The organism is Victivallis sp. (genome assembly GCF_048170485.1).
Classification (GTDB): domain Bacteria; phylum Verrucomicrobiota; class Lentisphaeria; order Victivallales; family Victivallaceae; genus Victivallis.
In genome coordinates, this window is the sequence record NZ_DBEXAY010000206.1 from 1 (window position 1) to 15,357 (window position 15,357).

8 protein-coding genes are annotated in these 15,357 nt (G+C 61.2%); 6 read left to right on the forward strand and 2 right to left on the reverse strand.

Features of this window, described 5'->3' with window-relative positions; translation table 11 throughout:
- The first annotated feature begins 64 nt into the window (after positions 1-64).
- From ACMLHG_RS10750 to ACMLHG_RS10775, 6 genes are all read left to right on the forward strand, one after another.
- Complete coding sequence (locus tag ACMLHG_RS10750; protein ID WP_295809133.1) at positions 65-2,752, forward strand: glycoside hydrolase family 2 TIM barrel-domain containing protein; 2,688 nt, start codon at positions 65-67, stop codon at positions 2,750-2,752.
- 16 nt (positions 2,753-2,768) lie between these two features.
- Positions 2,769-3,494 carry a hypothetical protein gene (locus ACMLHG_RS10755; protein ID WP_295809131.1) on the forward strand — a complete coding sequence of 242 codons (726 nt, stop codon included), beginning with the start codon at positions 2,769-2,771 and terminating at the stop codon, positions 3,492-3,494.
- Between the two features lie 14 nt (positions 3,495-3,508).
- Positions 3,509-5,536: a hypothetical protein gene (locus ACMLHG_RS10760; protein WP_417170497.1), complete on the forward strand. Its 2,028-nt coding sequence runs from the start codon at positions 3,509-3,511 to the stop codon at positions 5,534-5,536.
- 343 nt (positions 5,537-5,879) lie between these two features.
- On the forward strand, positions 5,880-6,635 hold the full coding sequence (locus tag ACMLHG_RS10765; protein WP_417170498.1) for a type II secretion system protein: 756 nt from the start codon (positions 5,880-5,882) through the stop codon (positions 6,633-6,635).
- 31 nt (positions 6,636-6,666) lie between these two features.
- A complete protein-coding gene (locus tag ACMLHG_RS10770) occupies positions 6,667-9,837 on the forward strand; it encodes a hypothetical protein (protein WP_417170499.1) in 3,171 nt (1,056 codons plus the stop codon).
- Between the two features lie 213 nt (positions 9,838-10,050).
- Positions 10,051-10,914 carry an AraC family transcriptional regulator gene (locus ACMLHG_RS10775; protein ID WP_417170500.1) on the forward strand — a complete coding sequence of 288 codons (864 nt, stop codon included), beginning with the start codon at positions 10,051-10,053 and terminating at the stop codon, positions 10,912-10,914.
- Positions 10,915-10,939: 25 nt separating this feature from the next.
- On the opposite strand, the gene ACMLHG_RS10780 is transcribed toward ACMLHG_RS10775, so the two are convergent.
- Together ACMLHG_RS10780 and ACMLHG_RS10785 are read right to left on the reverse strand one after the other, a co-directional pair.
- Complete coding sequence (locus ACMLHG_RS10780) at positions 10,940-13,000, reverse strand: DUF6259 domain-containing protein (protein ID WP_417170501.1); 2,061 nt, start codon at positions 12,998-13,000, stop codon at positions 10,940-10,942.
- A complete protein-coding gene (locus ACMLHG_RS10785) occupies positions 12,993-15,197 on the reverse strand; it encodes a right-handed parallel beta-helix repeat-containing protein (protein ID WP_417170502.1) in 2,205 nt (734 codons plus the stop codon). Before ACMLHG_RS10785 ends, ACMLHG_RS10780 begins: the two co-directional genes overlap by 8 nt.
- Positions 15,198-15,357: the final 160 nt, after the last annotated feature.

The following is a 15,357-nucleotide window of genomic DNA, read 5'->3' on the forward strand; positions in this document are numbered from 1 at the left end:
CAAGAAAGAGTTCTGGGGAACGAAAGGCGATATTTGATTTTAATCGGATACGGATGAGGTTTTTATGAAAGCAAACTGGACAATTTTCATGACGATGGGGCTCTGTGCCGCGGTGTCCGCAACGCAGATCGGGAATCCGGAGAAGTATACCTTCCGCGCTTCGGACAACGGCAGTGATGTGAAGGCGTTTGTCCCCGCGGTGGGAAAGGATCAGGTCCTCACCTGCAACTTCACTGATCAGTCGGACGCGGACAACTACATGTTTGTCGACTTCGGTAGTTTCCCGCTCGCCGAATACCTGCCGGGCGGCTATCTCGAGGTCGATTCCGAGATCGATAACCCGATTCTGCGCATGAGCCTCTGCGTGGCCGATCCGGCGCGCTTCTGGCCGACCCGGGTGGTGCTCAACGGCGAAATGCCGCTCAAGGCCGGGCGCAGTAAGGTCCGTTTCTACCTGGATGAACTGCCCGACAAGGCGAAGGACAATCCGAAATATCACCTCTTTCTCTTCCTGCACGACATGGGCGGAAAATCCCGGGGGAAGGCGACGCTCCGCGTGTTCAACACCCGGTTTGTGAAGAGCGCTCCGGGGTGGGAAAAGGAGAAGAGCGACGCCTACCGCGCGCAGTACAACTGGCGGAAGTTCCCGGAACTCGGGAAATATTACCGCGGCAAATACGACCGGCTCGTCCCCGCCGCGGCGGTGACCGGCAATCCTTTTGTCGAAACCATTTCGCTCAACGGTGAGTTCGACAAGAGCTACGTCGGAGATCTGACCTGGAACTACGGACGCTTGCTCAACGATACTCCCGCCCGCCCCGGTTCGCCTCTGGAGAGGGCGAAAAAGGTGCAGGTTCCGGAGCCGGAAACCCCCGATCAGCCCGGCGGCCACTACTGGTACAAACGCGATTTCGATCTGCGGAAACCGGCTTCCGGCCGGGTCTATCTGCAGATCAAAGATCTGGCGGATACGGCGGAGCTTTACATCAACGGCGAACGGGCCGGCACGCTCACCTGCGCCCGGCGCCGCAATGACTGGATCCTCACCAACAGCTCCCGGCAGACGCACCTCTGGGGAAAACCGGCGCGCGAGATGATGAAGTTCCAGCACTTTGAACGGTGCGGCATCGCGTTTCCCTTCAACGAGAAGGCGATTCCCGACGAGGATGTGCTTCTCCTGCCGATCCTGACCGGGAAATATCCGTGGAACTACGTCTACGATATCACCGATCTGGTGAAGGACGGCCGCAACACTCTGGCGGTCCGCCTCTACAACAATCCGGTGCGCGGCTACTGGATCTTCCGCAACGGGGAGGCGCGCCATCACAAGGGGGTGGCCGGAATTTTCGGCGACGTCAACCTCTATGTGGAACCGGCCTCGGCGTTTCTCGCCCTGAATCCGGTCGCCGCCGGGAAGGTGGCCGAAGACGGCACCGTGGTGCGGACCATCTCCGGCAAGGTGCGGCCCGGTACTGCGGCGGTCTCCGCGGACGGGCACGGCCTCCGGGTCGACGTAGTGCCGGACCGGGAGGGAAAATTCTCCATTCCGCTGACGCTGCCGGCAAACTTCGACCGCTACCGCTTCTCGGTAAACGCGAAGGACAAGGCGGGGCGGGTGTTTGACGCGCAGAATGTCGAATTCAACGGTTCGGTGATCGAGTTCCGCAACGACAAGCTCTTCGTCAACGGCGATCCCTTCCAGATTCGCGGCGTCAACGGCGACCTCGGCATCGAGTGGGAGAATGACCGGACCCAGACCCGCCGCCGCTGGCTGAACCGGCTGGCCTTCTTCAAGAATCTCGGCTTCAACGCTCTCCGTCTGGAGGGATGCACGGCCGAACAGATCGAGGACGCCCTGCAGGCCGGCATCATGGTCGTGCCGGTCTACGCCTCCGGCTCCTGCAACACCACCGAGGTGGCGCTGGGGAATCTGGACAAGCCGGATTTCCAGTTCATCACCGATCCGCACGAGGAGATGGCGCGTCAGCTGAATCACTGCCCGAACATCCTCTTCTGGAACTCTGGCAACGAGAACCACCCCACCGCCGGTTACAATGACAAGGTGCTGATGGACCGTTATCTTACCGTCGCCCGCGAGCGGCTGCGCGGCGCCGACCCCGACCGGCGTCCGGTCACCTACGCCAATCTGGACACCTTCGGCAACTTCTGGTTCTTCACCGCCGGGCAGGATGTGCTCGGGTACAACAGCTACCAGTTCATCCCGGAATTCAAGACGCTCGCCGCCAACATCTACCAGCGGACGAAAATGCCGATCGTCTTCTGCGAGTGGGGCTTTACGGAAAATCAGACCAAGGGAACCCGCTACCGCAACGAGAATGTGGAAAAGTGGGAAAAGGAGATGCGGGAGAAACTCTCCCTGATGCGGCAGTGCCCCGGCGTGGTCGGCGGTTTCCTCTTCCCGCACCACGGCGAACTTGAAGATGTCCGCGGTCGCGAGTTTCTGCAGGAGATCATGGCGCCGTTCAAGCTCACCTGCGAGAACGACTCGATCAAGTTCGAGAATCAGGATGTCGCGCCGCTGCGCAAGGTGAGTCTGCAGCTGGTCTCGCCCGACAACGTCATCAGTTCCGAGTGGGCCGATGAACTCAAACCGGGCCGTTCGATGCGGATCGCCTTCCCGGCGGACGCGAAGAAGATCGACGCTCTGCGGCTGGAGATCCGCTTCGAGACGCACCGCGGGCTGAACCACAGCTATACCAAGATGGTGAACCGGATTCCGGGCAACCGATAAGAGAAAGGATGAATCAATGAAACAGTTCTGCATTCTGTTGGCGTTCTGCGCCGTCGTCGGTGCGGCGGCCGGGGAGTTCTACCGGCTCGACCTGAACAAACTCGAACCCGGCACCGTGCTGGTGCAGACCGACGCCGCCGGGAAGATGCGCTCGCTCCGCCCGACCTGGGGCATGTGGCCGCGCACCCCGGATTCGGTCGGTGCGAAGGTGATCGAGCGCGACGGCGCAAAAGTGCTGGAAATTGAAAAGGGATTTCAGGTCAACTCCAGCGAATGGAATGCCGGTGTGAGCGATGCCCAGCAGAGTGTTGCCTACTGCCGCATCTCGTTCCTGCTGCCGGAACTCTCCGGCAAGGGGCTGGCGGGCACGCTCCGGCTGCAGCAGGTCAACAACCGCACCGCGGCGTTCATCGGCTTCGAGCCGAAAGGGGAGATGTTCGATGTGCTGATCAGCAACGGCGACGGCAACGGCAAGGTGGTCTGGCAGAAGATCGGCCGGGTCGAACCGAACAAATGGTTCACCGTCGACGTCAAGATGGATTTCAACAGCAAAACCTGCGACGTCGCGCTCAACGGCGGCGAATGGCAGACCGGGAAGAAGTTCCGTCACGCATCGAGCTGGGAAGGCACGATGTGGGCGCGGGGATTGACCGCGCGCGACTATCGGTACGACATCGAAGCGAATAAGATTCCGGTACTGGTCCGCGAGATCGTCTTCAGTTCCGACCCGATCGGCAAATAGGAGGCGAGGTTTCGATGAATCCGAATTCCGGTTCGCTTCGCCGCTTCCTGGAGGAGAGCCCGTTCCCGGACTATCTGGAGCGGTGCTGGAACGGGCGGTATTATCTGAATTTTCCGGTGGAATCCGGAAAATCCACCTACGATCCCGGCGGCGTGTGCGCTCATGTGCTCTACTATCTGGTCTACACCGAGGTGCTCGGAATCTCCCGGGTGCCGCGCGGAAGAGCGGCGCAGCTGGCGGAGTGGCTCGCCACGCAGGTGCGCGAGGACGGTTACTGCCTGACGGAAGATGGATTCACCGATCACCCCGCCTACGCCTCCACGCTCGGGGATGCCCTGGGTGCCGCTCTCTTTCATGCCGGGAAAATCGGGCTTGCGGGCGAGGCGAAGGAGCGTGTTCTCGCTGCGCTGACCCGTCTGGCGGAGCGCCATCCCCGGATTCGTTTCCCGGAGGGCGCGCAGGGCAAGACTCAGCAGCTCCGCTTCGAGCTGCGCATCTACTACTGGATGATGCTGCTTTCGGGGAATCCGGTCTGGAAAGAGCGGTTCGAACTGGCGCTGGCGCGCGGCATTCACCGCTACACCCATCCGGCCGCGGTGGATGGACCGCTGTTGCAGCCGAGCCTCAATCCGGACTGGACCTGGAACTACGTCTGCACCGGCGGCCTGACCGATCAGCACGCGACCAACACCCATACGCCCGCGTATTACTGCACGGAGCCGAACGGATTCATGTTCGTCTACCTGCATGCGCTCAAAAACAAGGTGTTTGGACGCCGATCCGACCTCGACTGGCTCTGCCGGAACTACATCGCCGGTCTGCTCCGCAATCTGGGCCGGGTGGGAAATCTCGCGAGCGATCTCGACGGTTACGGTATCCACCGCGCCTGGTTCGGACCGGCGCTGGTGGAAGGAATTCCGCTCGAATCGGCGGCGCTGGCCGACGAGCTGGCTCTGCCGGAGCTGGCGGCTTACTGCCGCTGGTATGCCGACCGGTACATGGAATTCGTCAAGCGGCGTCCGACCTATGCGGAAAGCGGTCTGCCGGAGGCACAGCCTTACGGGCATAAGATCGGCATCGAGGCGCAGTTTTCGCAACTGGCGGGGGCACGCTTCTACGGCTCGATCGCGCGGGCGCTGGCGGAGTTCGGCGAGGTGGATTCCCTCATTGCCGCGGAACCGCCCGCCTATGGTTCATACGCCTGGGAGGCGGGCTGGCTCCGGGTCAGCACGCCGGAGTACGAGACCTCGTTTGCCGGCCACACCTGTCTGCGGAACATTCCGGTGGTGCCCTGCTACGGGGATCCGAACCTCGGCACCCTGATCGGCGGAGCGCCGCTGGCGACGCTCTACTCCGGCAAAGAGCTGATGTATGCGGCGAGCTTTCCGGCCGCGTCGCTGTGGCACATCGAGGCGGAAGATCACAACGGCCGCCGATTCTTGAGCTGTTCGACTTCGCCGGAGGACGACACGTCGATGACGGTCCGGCGCGCTCCGGACGGCGCGGTGCTCGATTCGACCTCGTTCGACCCTTACGACCCGCCCTGCAATCTCTTCCTGGAGAAGGGGGGATTTCTCGAGATGAACTGGCAGCGGCGGGAGCGGGCGAACCGGTTCTGCTTCTACGTGCACAACCGCTATTTCGCGGACCATCTGGAGCTGGACTTCGGCATGAAGGGGATGGCGGGCCACTACTGGGATAAACTCTCCTTTGTTCTGCCGCTGCCGGATGCGGTGGCGGAGTACCGGGATTCCTCCGGTGCCTTCCTGCCGCTTGCCGGATTGGACCGTCTGCCGGAAGCGCTCCGCTGGCGGTGCGGCGGCCGCGTCTGCCTCATCGACCGGCTGGAACTGCAGGGTGCGGGGGAGGGGGCACAGCTTGCCGTGGCGGTGCGGAAACTCCCCGCCGACCCGGGGATGCCCGGCGGCGTGAACAGCTTCTCGCCCCATTCGACCAGCCAGGTGCGGTTTGAAATTGTTCCGTCGACGCAGGACCGGATCTGGCGGTTCCGCTGTCGTCTCACCTTCCTGCCTGCGGAGTGATTTTTTGCCCCGGCGGCCTTGTTTTGTGCCGCGAAATGTTAAAAAATCGCCGGGCGTGACGTCGCATGAGAAACTTTCTGCGACGACGGCCCGGCGGCAGTTCAACGCGAAATCCTGTGCGGCATCTCTGCCGGAGCCGCACGGGATTTCGCGTTTTCTCCGGGTTGGATTCTGAAAAATCCGGGAGTTTCCCGGGCGGTATCCGGAGGAAAATCTCCGGGTGAAAAGTGACAAATATTTAGATTTTTTTACCGTTGACTTTCGGCGTCTTTCATGGTATACTATTCTCATAAGAATTCCCGGAGGCACAGCGGGAATACAACCTCAACCGCGGAGTTGCAAGATGTGGATTTTTGCGAAACGGAACAGAAGACGTCATGATGGGAATGCTGTACGGAGTTACTGTTTTACTTTGATTGAATTGTTAATTGTAATTACGATCATCGCAATTCTGGCGGGACTGTTGCTCCCGGCGTTGAATTCCGCAAGGGAGCGGGGGAAGTCGGTCAGCTGCGTCAACAATCTGAGACAGATTGCATCGATTGCTGTACTCTATATGGACACCTATCAGGGCTGCCTGCCGTATCAGACCGCCGCCATCGCATGGGGAAGCCGGTTGTATGCGCATTACCGGGGGCGGGAACCTTCCACGAAGTTTCTGTTTACCGTGGGGTCACAATACGGACCTACGACGGCACTGCGGCCCCATGCGCCTTTCGGCTGTCCTTCCTCGATTCCGGATGAGTCAATCAATGCGCGTCTGGCGGTCAATTACACGATCAACATATTCATGCTGAGCAATTACGGAAAGGCCGTGCGGACCAGGCGCCCCGCTTCCCGCGGGCTGGTGATGGATGGGTACCGCGAATACACCGCGGAGGATACCGGTACAAATCCCAGCGCCGGAATTGATTACAACAGCGTTACCCGGATTGAGAATTTAAAGGCGTGGCGGCATCGGAAATGCATCAACGTCGCCTATTTCGATTCTCATGTGGAGCCGGTTCCCTATTTGAATCTGCCCACTGCCACGGGAAATCCCGCGGTCGACGCCCGGTTCTATTTCTGGGGGGACGGTGAAAACGGAAGAGTTCCGTAACCGAACACAGCAAAGGAAAGTGACCTTGACCATGAAACACTCTGTACTCGCACTCTGTCTGGTTTTTCTGGCGGGATTTGCCGCCGCGTCGGAACGCTGGTGGCAGTATTCTCCTGACCGTGGCTTTTGTTTTGAATCGCTCCCGGCGCAGATTGTCTTGTATGAACCGGGGTGGAACGCTTTGTATGCGAAGACGTTGAATCAGCAGAATCTCCTCGCCTGCACCGTCATTCCCGGGGAGGAGGGGGCGCTTCACTGCGAAATGCGTTTTCAGTCGCCGGAGCCGAGGAAGGTTCAGGAACTTGCGCTGGAATTTCAACTGCCGGTGAAAACTCCTTTTTTACTGCTGGACAAACTTAAGGTCGATCTGCCGCGCAATCTGAACGGGCAGAAATGGATCATTCTGGGCGGCTGGAAGGCGAAGGCATTGACCATTCCGCTGGCGAGCGGGGCGTCACTGATTCTGCGGGGAGATCTCGATGTCTGGTGCCAGGACAACCGCCGGTTCGGCGGCTCGCGGTTTCTGCTGCGGCTGCGTTTCTCCCCGAAAGCGGGGATGCTGGAGGCCGCGTCGTTGAAGTTTGAGGTGGAACGCAGGGGCGTCGTCTCTCTTCCGCAGGATCTCTCCCGGGTGATGAACCGGGGGTTGCGCGACGAGGTCGCCGGCGACGGGCTGGGCGGCTGGACCGATCAGGGGCCGGAAAATGACCTGCGTCAGCTTCCGGCGGGGCTGCTGCGTTTCGGCGGGGCGTCATTCCGGATCGTCGACGAAAAGAGCAATCGCGGGAAGGCGGCGATCGTGCTCGGGCGGGACGTTGCCCGTTCCTGTGAATTCCCGCTTCAGGGGCGGGGGAACTGGCTCTACTTTCTGCACGCGAGCGCCTGGGGGGCGAGGAATGCGGAAATCGGCGAGATCGACGTCACCTTTGCGGACGGCTCCGGACAGACTTTTTCCGTCATCCAGAACCGCGACGTCGGCAACTGGTGGATGCCCGCTCATTTCAAAAACGCAACCAATGTGTGGAGTGTGGAAAATCCTCAGTGTTATGTCGGTCTCTATCTGAGTCAGTTTTCGTTGAAGCGAAAGGATCCGGTCCGCATTCGCCTGCGTTCCGGAGTCGGCGCCTTCTGGATGATTCCGGCCATATCGCTCGGAGACTCCCGCATCCCGGTGGAGCAGTTTGACAAACCTGTCTATCTTGTGCCGGGGGAAGAGTGGGCGACGCTGGATTTCCCGGTGAGCATCCAAAAGGGATCTGCACTGGATTTCTCCGGTCAGCTCGATGCGCCGGCCGGAAAGTACGGGCCGGTGAGAATCTCTCCCGAAGGTCATTTCGTCTTTGCGCGGGCTCCGGAGCGGCGCATTCGCTTTTTCGGCGTCAATCTCAGCTACGGTGCCAACTTTCCCTCCCGGGCCAACGCGGAAAAACTGGCGGAGCGTCTGGCCGCGGTCGGGTACAACGTCGTCCGTTTTCACCATCAGGACGGCGGGCTGACCGGCACCGGCGACGGTACGTTCAACCGGGAAAATCTCGACCGGCTGGACTATTTTATCGCGGCTTTGAAAAAACGGGGCATCTATTTCATGACCGATCTGTACGTCTCCCGGGTGCGCCCCTGTCATGCGCCGCTGGCCAGGGTGTTTCCCGTGAAACGCTATTCGCCCGCGCTCTTCAAGGCGCTGATTCCGATTCTTCCGGAGGCGATGGAGGACTGGAAGCTCTTCTGCCGTCGCTGGCTCCTTCACGAGAACCCGTACACCGGGATGGTCTGGGGGAGGGATCCGGCTCTGATTCAGGTCTCGCTGGTCAATGAGGGCAATCTCGATTTCTTCTGGAACACCACGGCGGAGACGGAACGGCTCTACCGGGAAAGGTTTTCCCGCTGGATGGCGGAGCGTTACCCGGCGGAATCTGCGACGGCTTCCCGGTCGGAACCCCGTTTCCTGCAGTTTTTGAATGAGCTGCAGCGCAACGCTCTTCTGGAGCAGAAACGTTTTCTGCGCGAGGAGCTGAAGGTGGAGGTGCTCTGTACCGGAATCAACATGGAGAGTTCTCCGGCGCTGACGGCTCAGCGGAATCTGCTCGACGTCGTCGACGATCATCTCTATTTTGATCACCCGAGTTTTCCGGTATCGAACTGGAAACTGCCGGCCAGTTACCGTCAGTACTCGGCGCTCCGGCGGAAGGGGAACAATTTTCCGGCCGCGCTGTTCTCCTCGCGCATCTTCGGCAAGCCTTTCACGGTGACGGAGTTCAATTATTGCGCTCCCAACCGGTTCCGCTACGAGTCGGGGGCGCTCCTGGGGGCCTATGCCGCTCTGCAGGACTACGATGCGCTGATCCGTTTCGACTGGGCCAGCAGCGAACAGGCGGCGCTGCATCCTGCTCCGCTGTCCGCTTTTGCCGCTGCCAACGACCCGCTGGCGCAGTTTTCCGACCGTCTGGCCATGCTGCTCTTCCGGCGCGGCGATGTCCGTCCGGCCCGGGAGAAGGTAATTTGCGAGATTCCCGATGCGGCCGAAGGGAAGACTGCAACGGCAAAATATCCGCAATCCTTCCGGGAACTCGGTTTCATCGTTCAGGTCGGCAGCCGGGCGGGGGGAGCCGACCCGGCTGATGCGACGGAGTCCCCGTGGCGCGGCGAGCGGCCGCTGAGCAATGCTGCAGTGGAGACGCTTCGCCGCAGATTTTGCTCCGAAAACATTGCGCAGAGCGTGTCAGGGGAGCTGTATCTGGATGCCGCAAAAGGTGTTTTGAAAATATCCACCCCCCGGACTGCATCGATCACCTTGCCGGGCGGATCTGAAGTTGCCGGAACGCTCACGGTTCGCGAAGCGGACGTCCCCCAGACGATCGCTCTTTCGTCGCTGGATGGAAAGCTCCTTTCGGAAAGCGGCAGGATTCTGCTCTTTCACCTCACCGACACGCTGAATTTTCAGGCGAAGTTCAGCGATGCCAACCGGAACACGCTGTATCAATGGGGGAATTCGCAACTGCTTGTGCGGCGGGGACGGGCGGAGGTGTCGTTCCAACATCAGAATGCGGCGGAGATGGAGGTGTTCGCCCTGCATGCCGACGGTTCGGTTGCGAAGCAGATCCCCCGGCGCGTGGAAAACGGACGGCTGTTTTTCACGGTTGATACGGCGTTGGACGGCAAGGGGGTGCTTGCCTATCGGATTGCCCGTCGGGAATCGCGTTGATGAAATCCGCGGCGAACGCCGGAGCAGGTTGATTTTTGCCCGGAAATGCTCTATATTAATTTAACAAAAGAGTCCGGAATTTGATCGAATGTTCCGATTCCGGTCCGGGAATCCCGGGGGGGATCTCCTGGTTCTCCGCCGGAATTTTTGCCGGAACACGGGTTGCGGCCCGGCACCGGAACAGGTGGAATTTTTCAGTCGCAGGGATCGAAGATGCAATTGTCCTCCCTCAAAAGTCTGGCGTTCATTCCCAACAACGAACTTCCGCCCTTGCCGTTCTATGTGATCGACGTGGGCTCCAAGGTGTTGCAGGCCGGTGAGCGGGATGCCGGGAACGGTGCATTCAAGGATTTCATCGAGCTCATCTGGTGTGTGGAGGGGTGCGGCGAGATCCGGCTGTTCGAGCACTCCTTCCCCATCGCGCCCAACGATGTCTTCTACTATTTGCCGGGAGAGGATCACGAGCTCAGGGCGATCAGCGCCGGCTGGTCGATGTACTGGGTCTGTTTTCGCGGGGCGCTGGCCGAAAGTTTGTTTCTCTCCTATCGTTACGCCCGCTGTCAGCACGCTTCGGAGGAGTGCCCGGTTGCTCTTTTTACCGATATTTCGAACTGCATTTCGTCGCCGGAACCGGTGCAGCAGGGGCTTGCCTGCGGGTATCTCATGCAGATTCTGGCAAAGATGAACTCCTGGAAAACCCGTCAGCGTCACCCGGATCGGAAAATCGACCGGATTCTCGGTTTTGTCGCACACAACCTCTCCAATCCGGCGCTCGATATCGATCTGGTGGCGGATACGATGGGAATCCCCAAGTCAACGTTGCAGAAGATATTTGAAAACAAAGTCTCCTGTTCTCTCGGCAGCTACATCCGGAATGAACGGTTTCAAAAGGCGTTGATCCTGTTGAAAAACACCGATCTGCCGGTCAGCCGGATCGCCGCGGAGGTCGGCTACCGGGAACTCGCCTCTTTCTCCCGTCTGATCCGGCGCGGCACCGGGATGTCCCCTCTGCAGTTCCGGGCCGCCAGAGGATTGAACGCCGCTCCGCCCGGAATGCGGCGAAACCGGGCGGAGTGATTTTTTTCTCCGGCGGCCGGGTCGCTCAGACGCCCGGCAGTTCGCGGGTCAGCACCTCCAGCGGCGGAATGGTGTACGTTCTGCCTCCGATCCGGCACTGCTGCGGCTCGGTGAGGAAGTTGACGAAACACTGCAGAATCCGCCCGTCTGCGGCGCGCCAGCCTGACGACGCGATCGACGGGAAGATTTCCTGACGCTTCCGGTAGTGAAGTGTATAACTGCCGCACTCAACCGGGCAGGGAAACTCGGCCATCTCTCCGTGAAGCAGGAATTCCCGGTGGCGCCGCCGGGCCGCGTTCAGGTTGCGGATCAGCACCGGGAGCGGCTCCTGCGGCGGCGCGGGATGGTTCCAGTCCGAAGCGGCTCCCCAGTCGATCTCGCCGCTGTCGCGCAGCATGACGCTGAGCATCTCGCCGGAACAGAAGGCGCGGGCCAGCCGGAACTGCAGATTGTCCGGCGATTTGACGCAGTCGATCTTCTGTTCTGCGTCGCACTGGTTGCCGAAGAAGTTGTTCGCGTAGCGGTGGAACACGTACTGGAAACCCGGCACCGGCTGCCCGTAGTTGATGCCGAAGACGTCCCGCAAATCGTTGAAGGGGAGGGCGGCGACGTAGGGGCCCGCCGCGGCGCATTCGGTGCCGAGAAGCATCCGGCTCCCCGCGGCGTGGATCGTGTCGTTGAGCTCATCGAGAAACTCCCGCATGGCTTCGGTCTGCCACGCGCCCGGCACCGGCGGATGGTGGTGATCCTTCCGATAACAGAGGAAGGAGGCGCCGCCGAGATTCTGATCGAGAATCTGGAAGTAATCGACCCCCTCCTGCGCCAGAATCCGCACCTGTTCTTTGAAAATCTCCCGGCTTTTCCTCTCCGCGATGCAGAAGGTCTCGCTCTCCCGGATCATGTCGCAGATCGTGGCACGGCTCTCCCCTTTCGGACCGCGCGCCATGCAGGATTCCAGCTGTCGCGCCTCGTACTCCGCGCGCCCCGAATAATTGTTGATGCGGCTCTGCATCGTGAAGGAGGTGCCGGAACCGTAGACGCCGAGGAGATGCCCCGCCCCGTGCAGGAGGTCGCGCAGTTTCCGGAAGGATTCCGCCCCGCCGACCGGCGGCCAGTAGAAGGGCGGGTGCCAGGGGCCGTGCTGCTCCCAGCGCATCAGCAGCGCCATCACTTTGCTGTCGAACGCCTCGGCCAGCTCCTGCAGCCGGGGAAAGGCGTTTTCATACGGGAGAAACCGGTTGGGTTCCGGCGTGATGGTGCCGGTCCCCCGGACCGGATAGATCACTGTGACCGGAGACTCCTCCAGCCACTCCGGCAGGGGGAAGCGCCGGTTCATCGCCGGGTCGCGTTTCACCACGTTCTGCCGGTAGAAATCGCAGGCGGCCTGCCAGCCGGGCGGAACGGGCTGCAGAAGGAGATCGAAGGGCAGTTCACAGCAGCCGGAGCGGAGGAGTCCGCCGCACATTGTCTCGATCCTCAGCCCGAGGCGATCGTCGGCTTCGGGGGCGAACTCCAGCGCCTTGGTGGTGTGGCGGGGATCATCCGCGACGAAGCAGACGCCGCCTTCGTTCCGCCAGGCGGCGAGAAACTGCATCTGACAGAGCCCGGGATAGTAGCCGATGCCGAGGTTGTCGGGGAATTCGATGTGCTGTACTTTGCGGTTGCGTTTCTCCCGTTCGCTGACGATCACCCCTTCGCTGAAGGGATAGAAGAGTTCGTGATTGAGCGGGATTGCGATATGAGGCGCTTCGATGAAATCGGGCAGAAGGTCGGCCGGAATTCCGGAGAGCGCCGGGCGGAACCGGAAGGAGCCGTCCTCGCCGTTGCGGATTTTGAGAGTGAACAGCAGTCCCGGCACGGGGCGGCACTCCGACCAGCGCGCCTCGCCCGCCTCGAAGCGGAACGAGGAAAAGCAGGTGTCATCAAGTTCGAGGTAGTCCCCGTTTTGCCGCAGAAAGCGGAGCGAAAAGGCCCGTTCTGCCGGAGCGAGCAGCGAAAGATTGCGGTGTTCCAGCGCGAGAACGGCGCCGTTTTTCCCGGAGAGGACCAGCCGGCTCTCTCCGTTGTTCCAATGGATCTCATTCATAAGAAACCACTTTGCTGTTGATGTTTTTCATTTTCGCCTCCTCGGCTGAGTCGACGAAGGCGAAGGGGGTTCCTCCGCCCGGAAGCTGGAAGGTGTTGTCTTCGAAACGGATGTCGGCGATTCTGCTCAGCGAGACGGCGGGGCCGTGTGGCGCGTTGCGGCGGATGCGGTTGCCGATGATCTGCACGTCGGCGCAGTTCCATAGGGTGAGCGCCGGTTTCCCGGAAGTTTCCATCTCGTTGCCTTCGAGGCGGAGGTGGTGGATCGAGCTCGCCTCCATGTTCCCCTCCGCATACGGGGGGATGCAGCGGACATAGATTGCGCTCCCGCCGGTGTTGCGGAACCGGCAGTTCCGGACCACGCTGTTTCGGGCGCTGAAGTAGAGTTCCCAGGGGCAGAGCGCGGTGATCGACACGCCGGGACCGGTGATCGTGTCGAAGGTGGAATCCTCCACCCGCACACCGGGCGCCGTCAACTGTACACCGAGCCCCCGGATGTTGCGGTAGGTGCAGTTGACGATCGCGGAACCGCTGAAACAGCCGCCGAGCGGCTGGACGCGGTCCGGTCGGAGGACCTTCTTCTGCAGATACATGGTTTTCTGTTCGCGTTTCTGGTCCTCGGTGAGCGTCGGCTGGCGGAGCGTCTCTCTTGTGGCGATGCCGGGCGGGAGCGGCGTGGCGTATTCCGGGTGGCCGTTGCGGCGGACAATCCGCCGGACCGCCTTCACTTTGCCGGTGTTTCCGTCGAGAATCAGTACGCCGGAGGTGTTGCTCATGGTCCGCTCCGGCAGAGTGCGCAGGCCGTCCGGGGTGACGGCGGTGAGTGCGACGGTTGAGGCGGCGAGATTGATTCCGTCATCCTCCATCGATGAAAAGGTGCAGTGCTCCAGGTACGGACCGACCTTGCCGATGGCGGCGAACATCAACCCGTCGCCGTTGGTGGAGATGAGGCGCGCGGTTCCCGGCTCCGGTTCGACGCGGCAGTTTTGCAGGATCGGCGCGTAGCTCAGCAGATGCCAGGTCCAGGAGGGAGAGCTGTGAACGGTGATCGCGTCGAAATGGTCAAACTTCGACAAGATTGAACTGATCGCATTGGCGCACCGGGAGTCGTACCGGCCGGTGATGACCACCGGATTGCCGGGAGCGAGGCTGGTGCGCGCGGTTCCCGCGTGAAAACTGCCGAGCTCGATGCGGAACTTCCGCCCGCCGAGCGGTTCGACTTTGCCGAGTGGGAAGGTACCGGGCAGATAGGTCCGCGTCTCGGGCGAGAGCGGTGTGAGACGGCGGGAGGGGGCTTTGAGCAGGTTCGGGGCCAGCGGCGAGGGGAAGCCTTCGTTGATCTCCACCTCGAGCCGGGTCCGCTCCGCATTGGCGGCAACGATGCGCCCCTGCGTGAAGGGGGGCGTTTCGTAATCCAGCGTCAGGTTGCGGAGCGTCGTATGGTATCCCCCGAGAATCCGGATGCCGCAGAGGGCGGGATTCGTGAAGAGTAGCCGGGTCTGCCCCGCTTCACCCTCCAGCGTCAGGTGTTCGGGCGAGAGCAGCCGCAGGTGGGCCTGATTCAGTGTGTCGGCGTTCCAGGAGGAGAACCCGCCGGAGATGCGGTTCCGCCAGGCGCGGCGTTCCGGCGGGCGGCTCTCCGGTTCAATCCGGTAGGTTCCGGCGGGGAAGTGGAGTCGCACCGGCGATTTGGCGGCGGCGGCGGCCTCGAGTGCCCGGCGGATGGCCGGCCCGTCATCGCTTCTGCCGTCGCCCCGGGCGCCGAAATCGCGGACGGAGAGGCTTTGAGGCTTTGGCGCGTTTTCCAGCTCCTGCAGCAATTTCGCCTCTTCTTTGAAATATCCGGCAAGCATCTCCAGCTCCTCATGAGCGCTCCAGGCAAAGAGCAGGGATTCCGCCGTGCCGGCCTCGAGCCGGGCGGCGATGTACGCGATCAGCGAATCGAGGATTTCCAGCCGTTTCGCCACGGCGGCACTGCGGGGAGAACCGGCGGCTTTCAACCGGGAGAGCAGGCGGAGCCGTTCCGGCTTTTCCGCCAGTGCCGCTTTCCAGGCAGCTTCGGTCTCCTGCCGGAATTCCGCTTGCGGGAACGAGGCCAGACACTCCGGCGTGAAGTAGCCGGTCGAAGAAAAGGACGGTTTTTCCGCCGCGCACAGCGCCAGCGGGAGCGCCGTTAACAGGGCAAGTTTGAATCGCATTGCTCAGAACTCCTTGTTTCGTATGTTTCCATTCAGAACCGTTTCCCCCGGCAAAGCGGCTTTATCCCGCATGTTCAACACCGGAAGCGTCCGGCATGCCTCCTGTTCCTGCCTATTTTTTGGGTGCATCTTCTGCTCTCTCCTAAAAAATACAATATTA

What these genes read in the sequence shown, in the direction of transcription:
- ACMLHG_RS10750 (WP_295809133.1), top strand. Translation starts at nt 65, where the DNA reads ATGAAAGCAAACTGGACAATTTTCATGACGATGGGGCTCTGTGCCGCG.
- ACMLHG_RS10780 (WP_417170501.1), bottom strand. Translation starts at nt 13,000, where the DNA reads ATGAATGAGATCCATTGGAACAACGGAGAGAGCCGGCTGGTCCTCTCC.
- ACMLHG_RS10775 (WP_417170500.1), top strand. Translation starts at nt 10,051, where the DNA reads ATGCAATTGTCCTCCCTCAAAAGTCTGGCGTTCATTCCCAACAACGAA.
- ACMLHG_RS10770 (WP_417170499.1), top strand. Translation starts at nt 6,667, where the DNA reads ATGAAACACTCTGTACTCGCACTCTGTCTGGTTTTTCTGGCGGGATTT.
- ACMLHG_RS10785 (WP_417170502.1), bottom strand. Translation starts at nt 15,197, where the DNA reads ATGCGATTCAAACTTGCCCTGTTAACGGCGCTCCCGCTGGCGCTGTGC.
- ACMLHG_RS10765 (WP_417170498.1), top strand. Translation starts at nt 5,880, where the DNA reads ATGTGGATTTTTGCGAAACGGAACAGAAGACGTCATGATGGGAATGCT.
- ACMLHG_RS10755 (WP_295809131.1), top strand. Translation starts at nt 2,769, where the DNA reads ATGAAACAGTTCTGCATTCTGTTGGCGTTCTGCGCCGTCGTCGGTGCG.
- ACMLHG_RS10760 (WP_417170497.1), top strand. Translation starts at nt 3,509, where the DNA reads ATGAATCCGAATTCCGGTTCGCTTCGCCGCTTCCTGGAGGAGAGCCCG.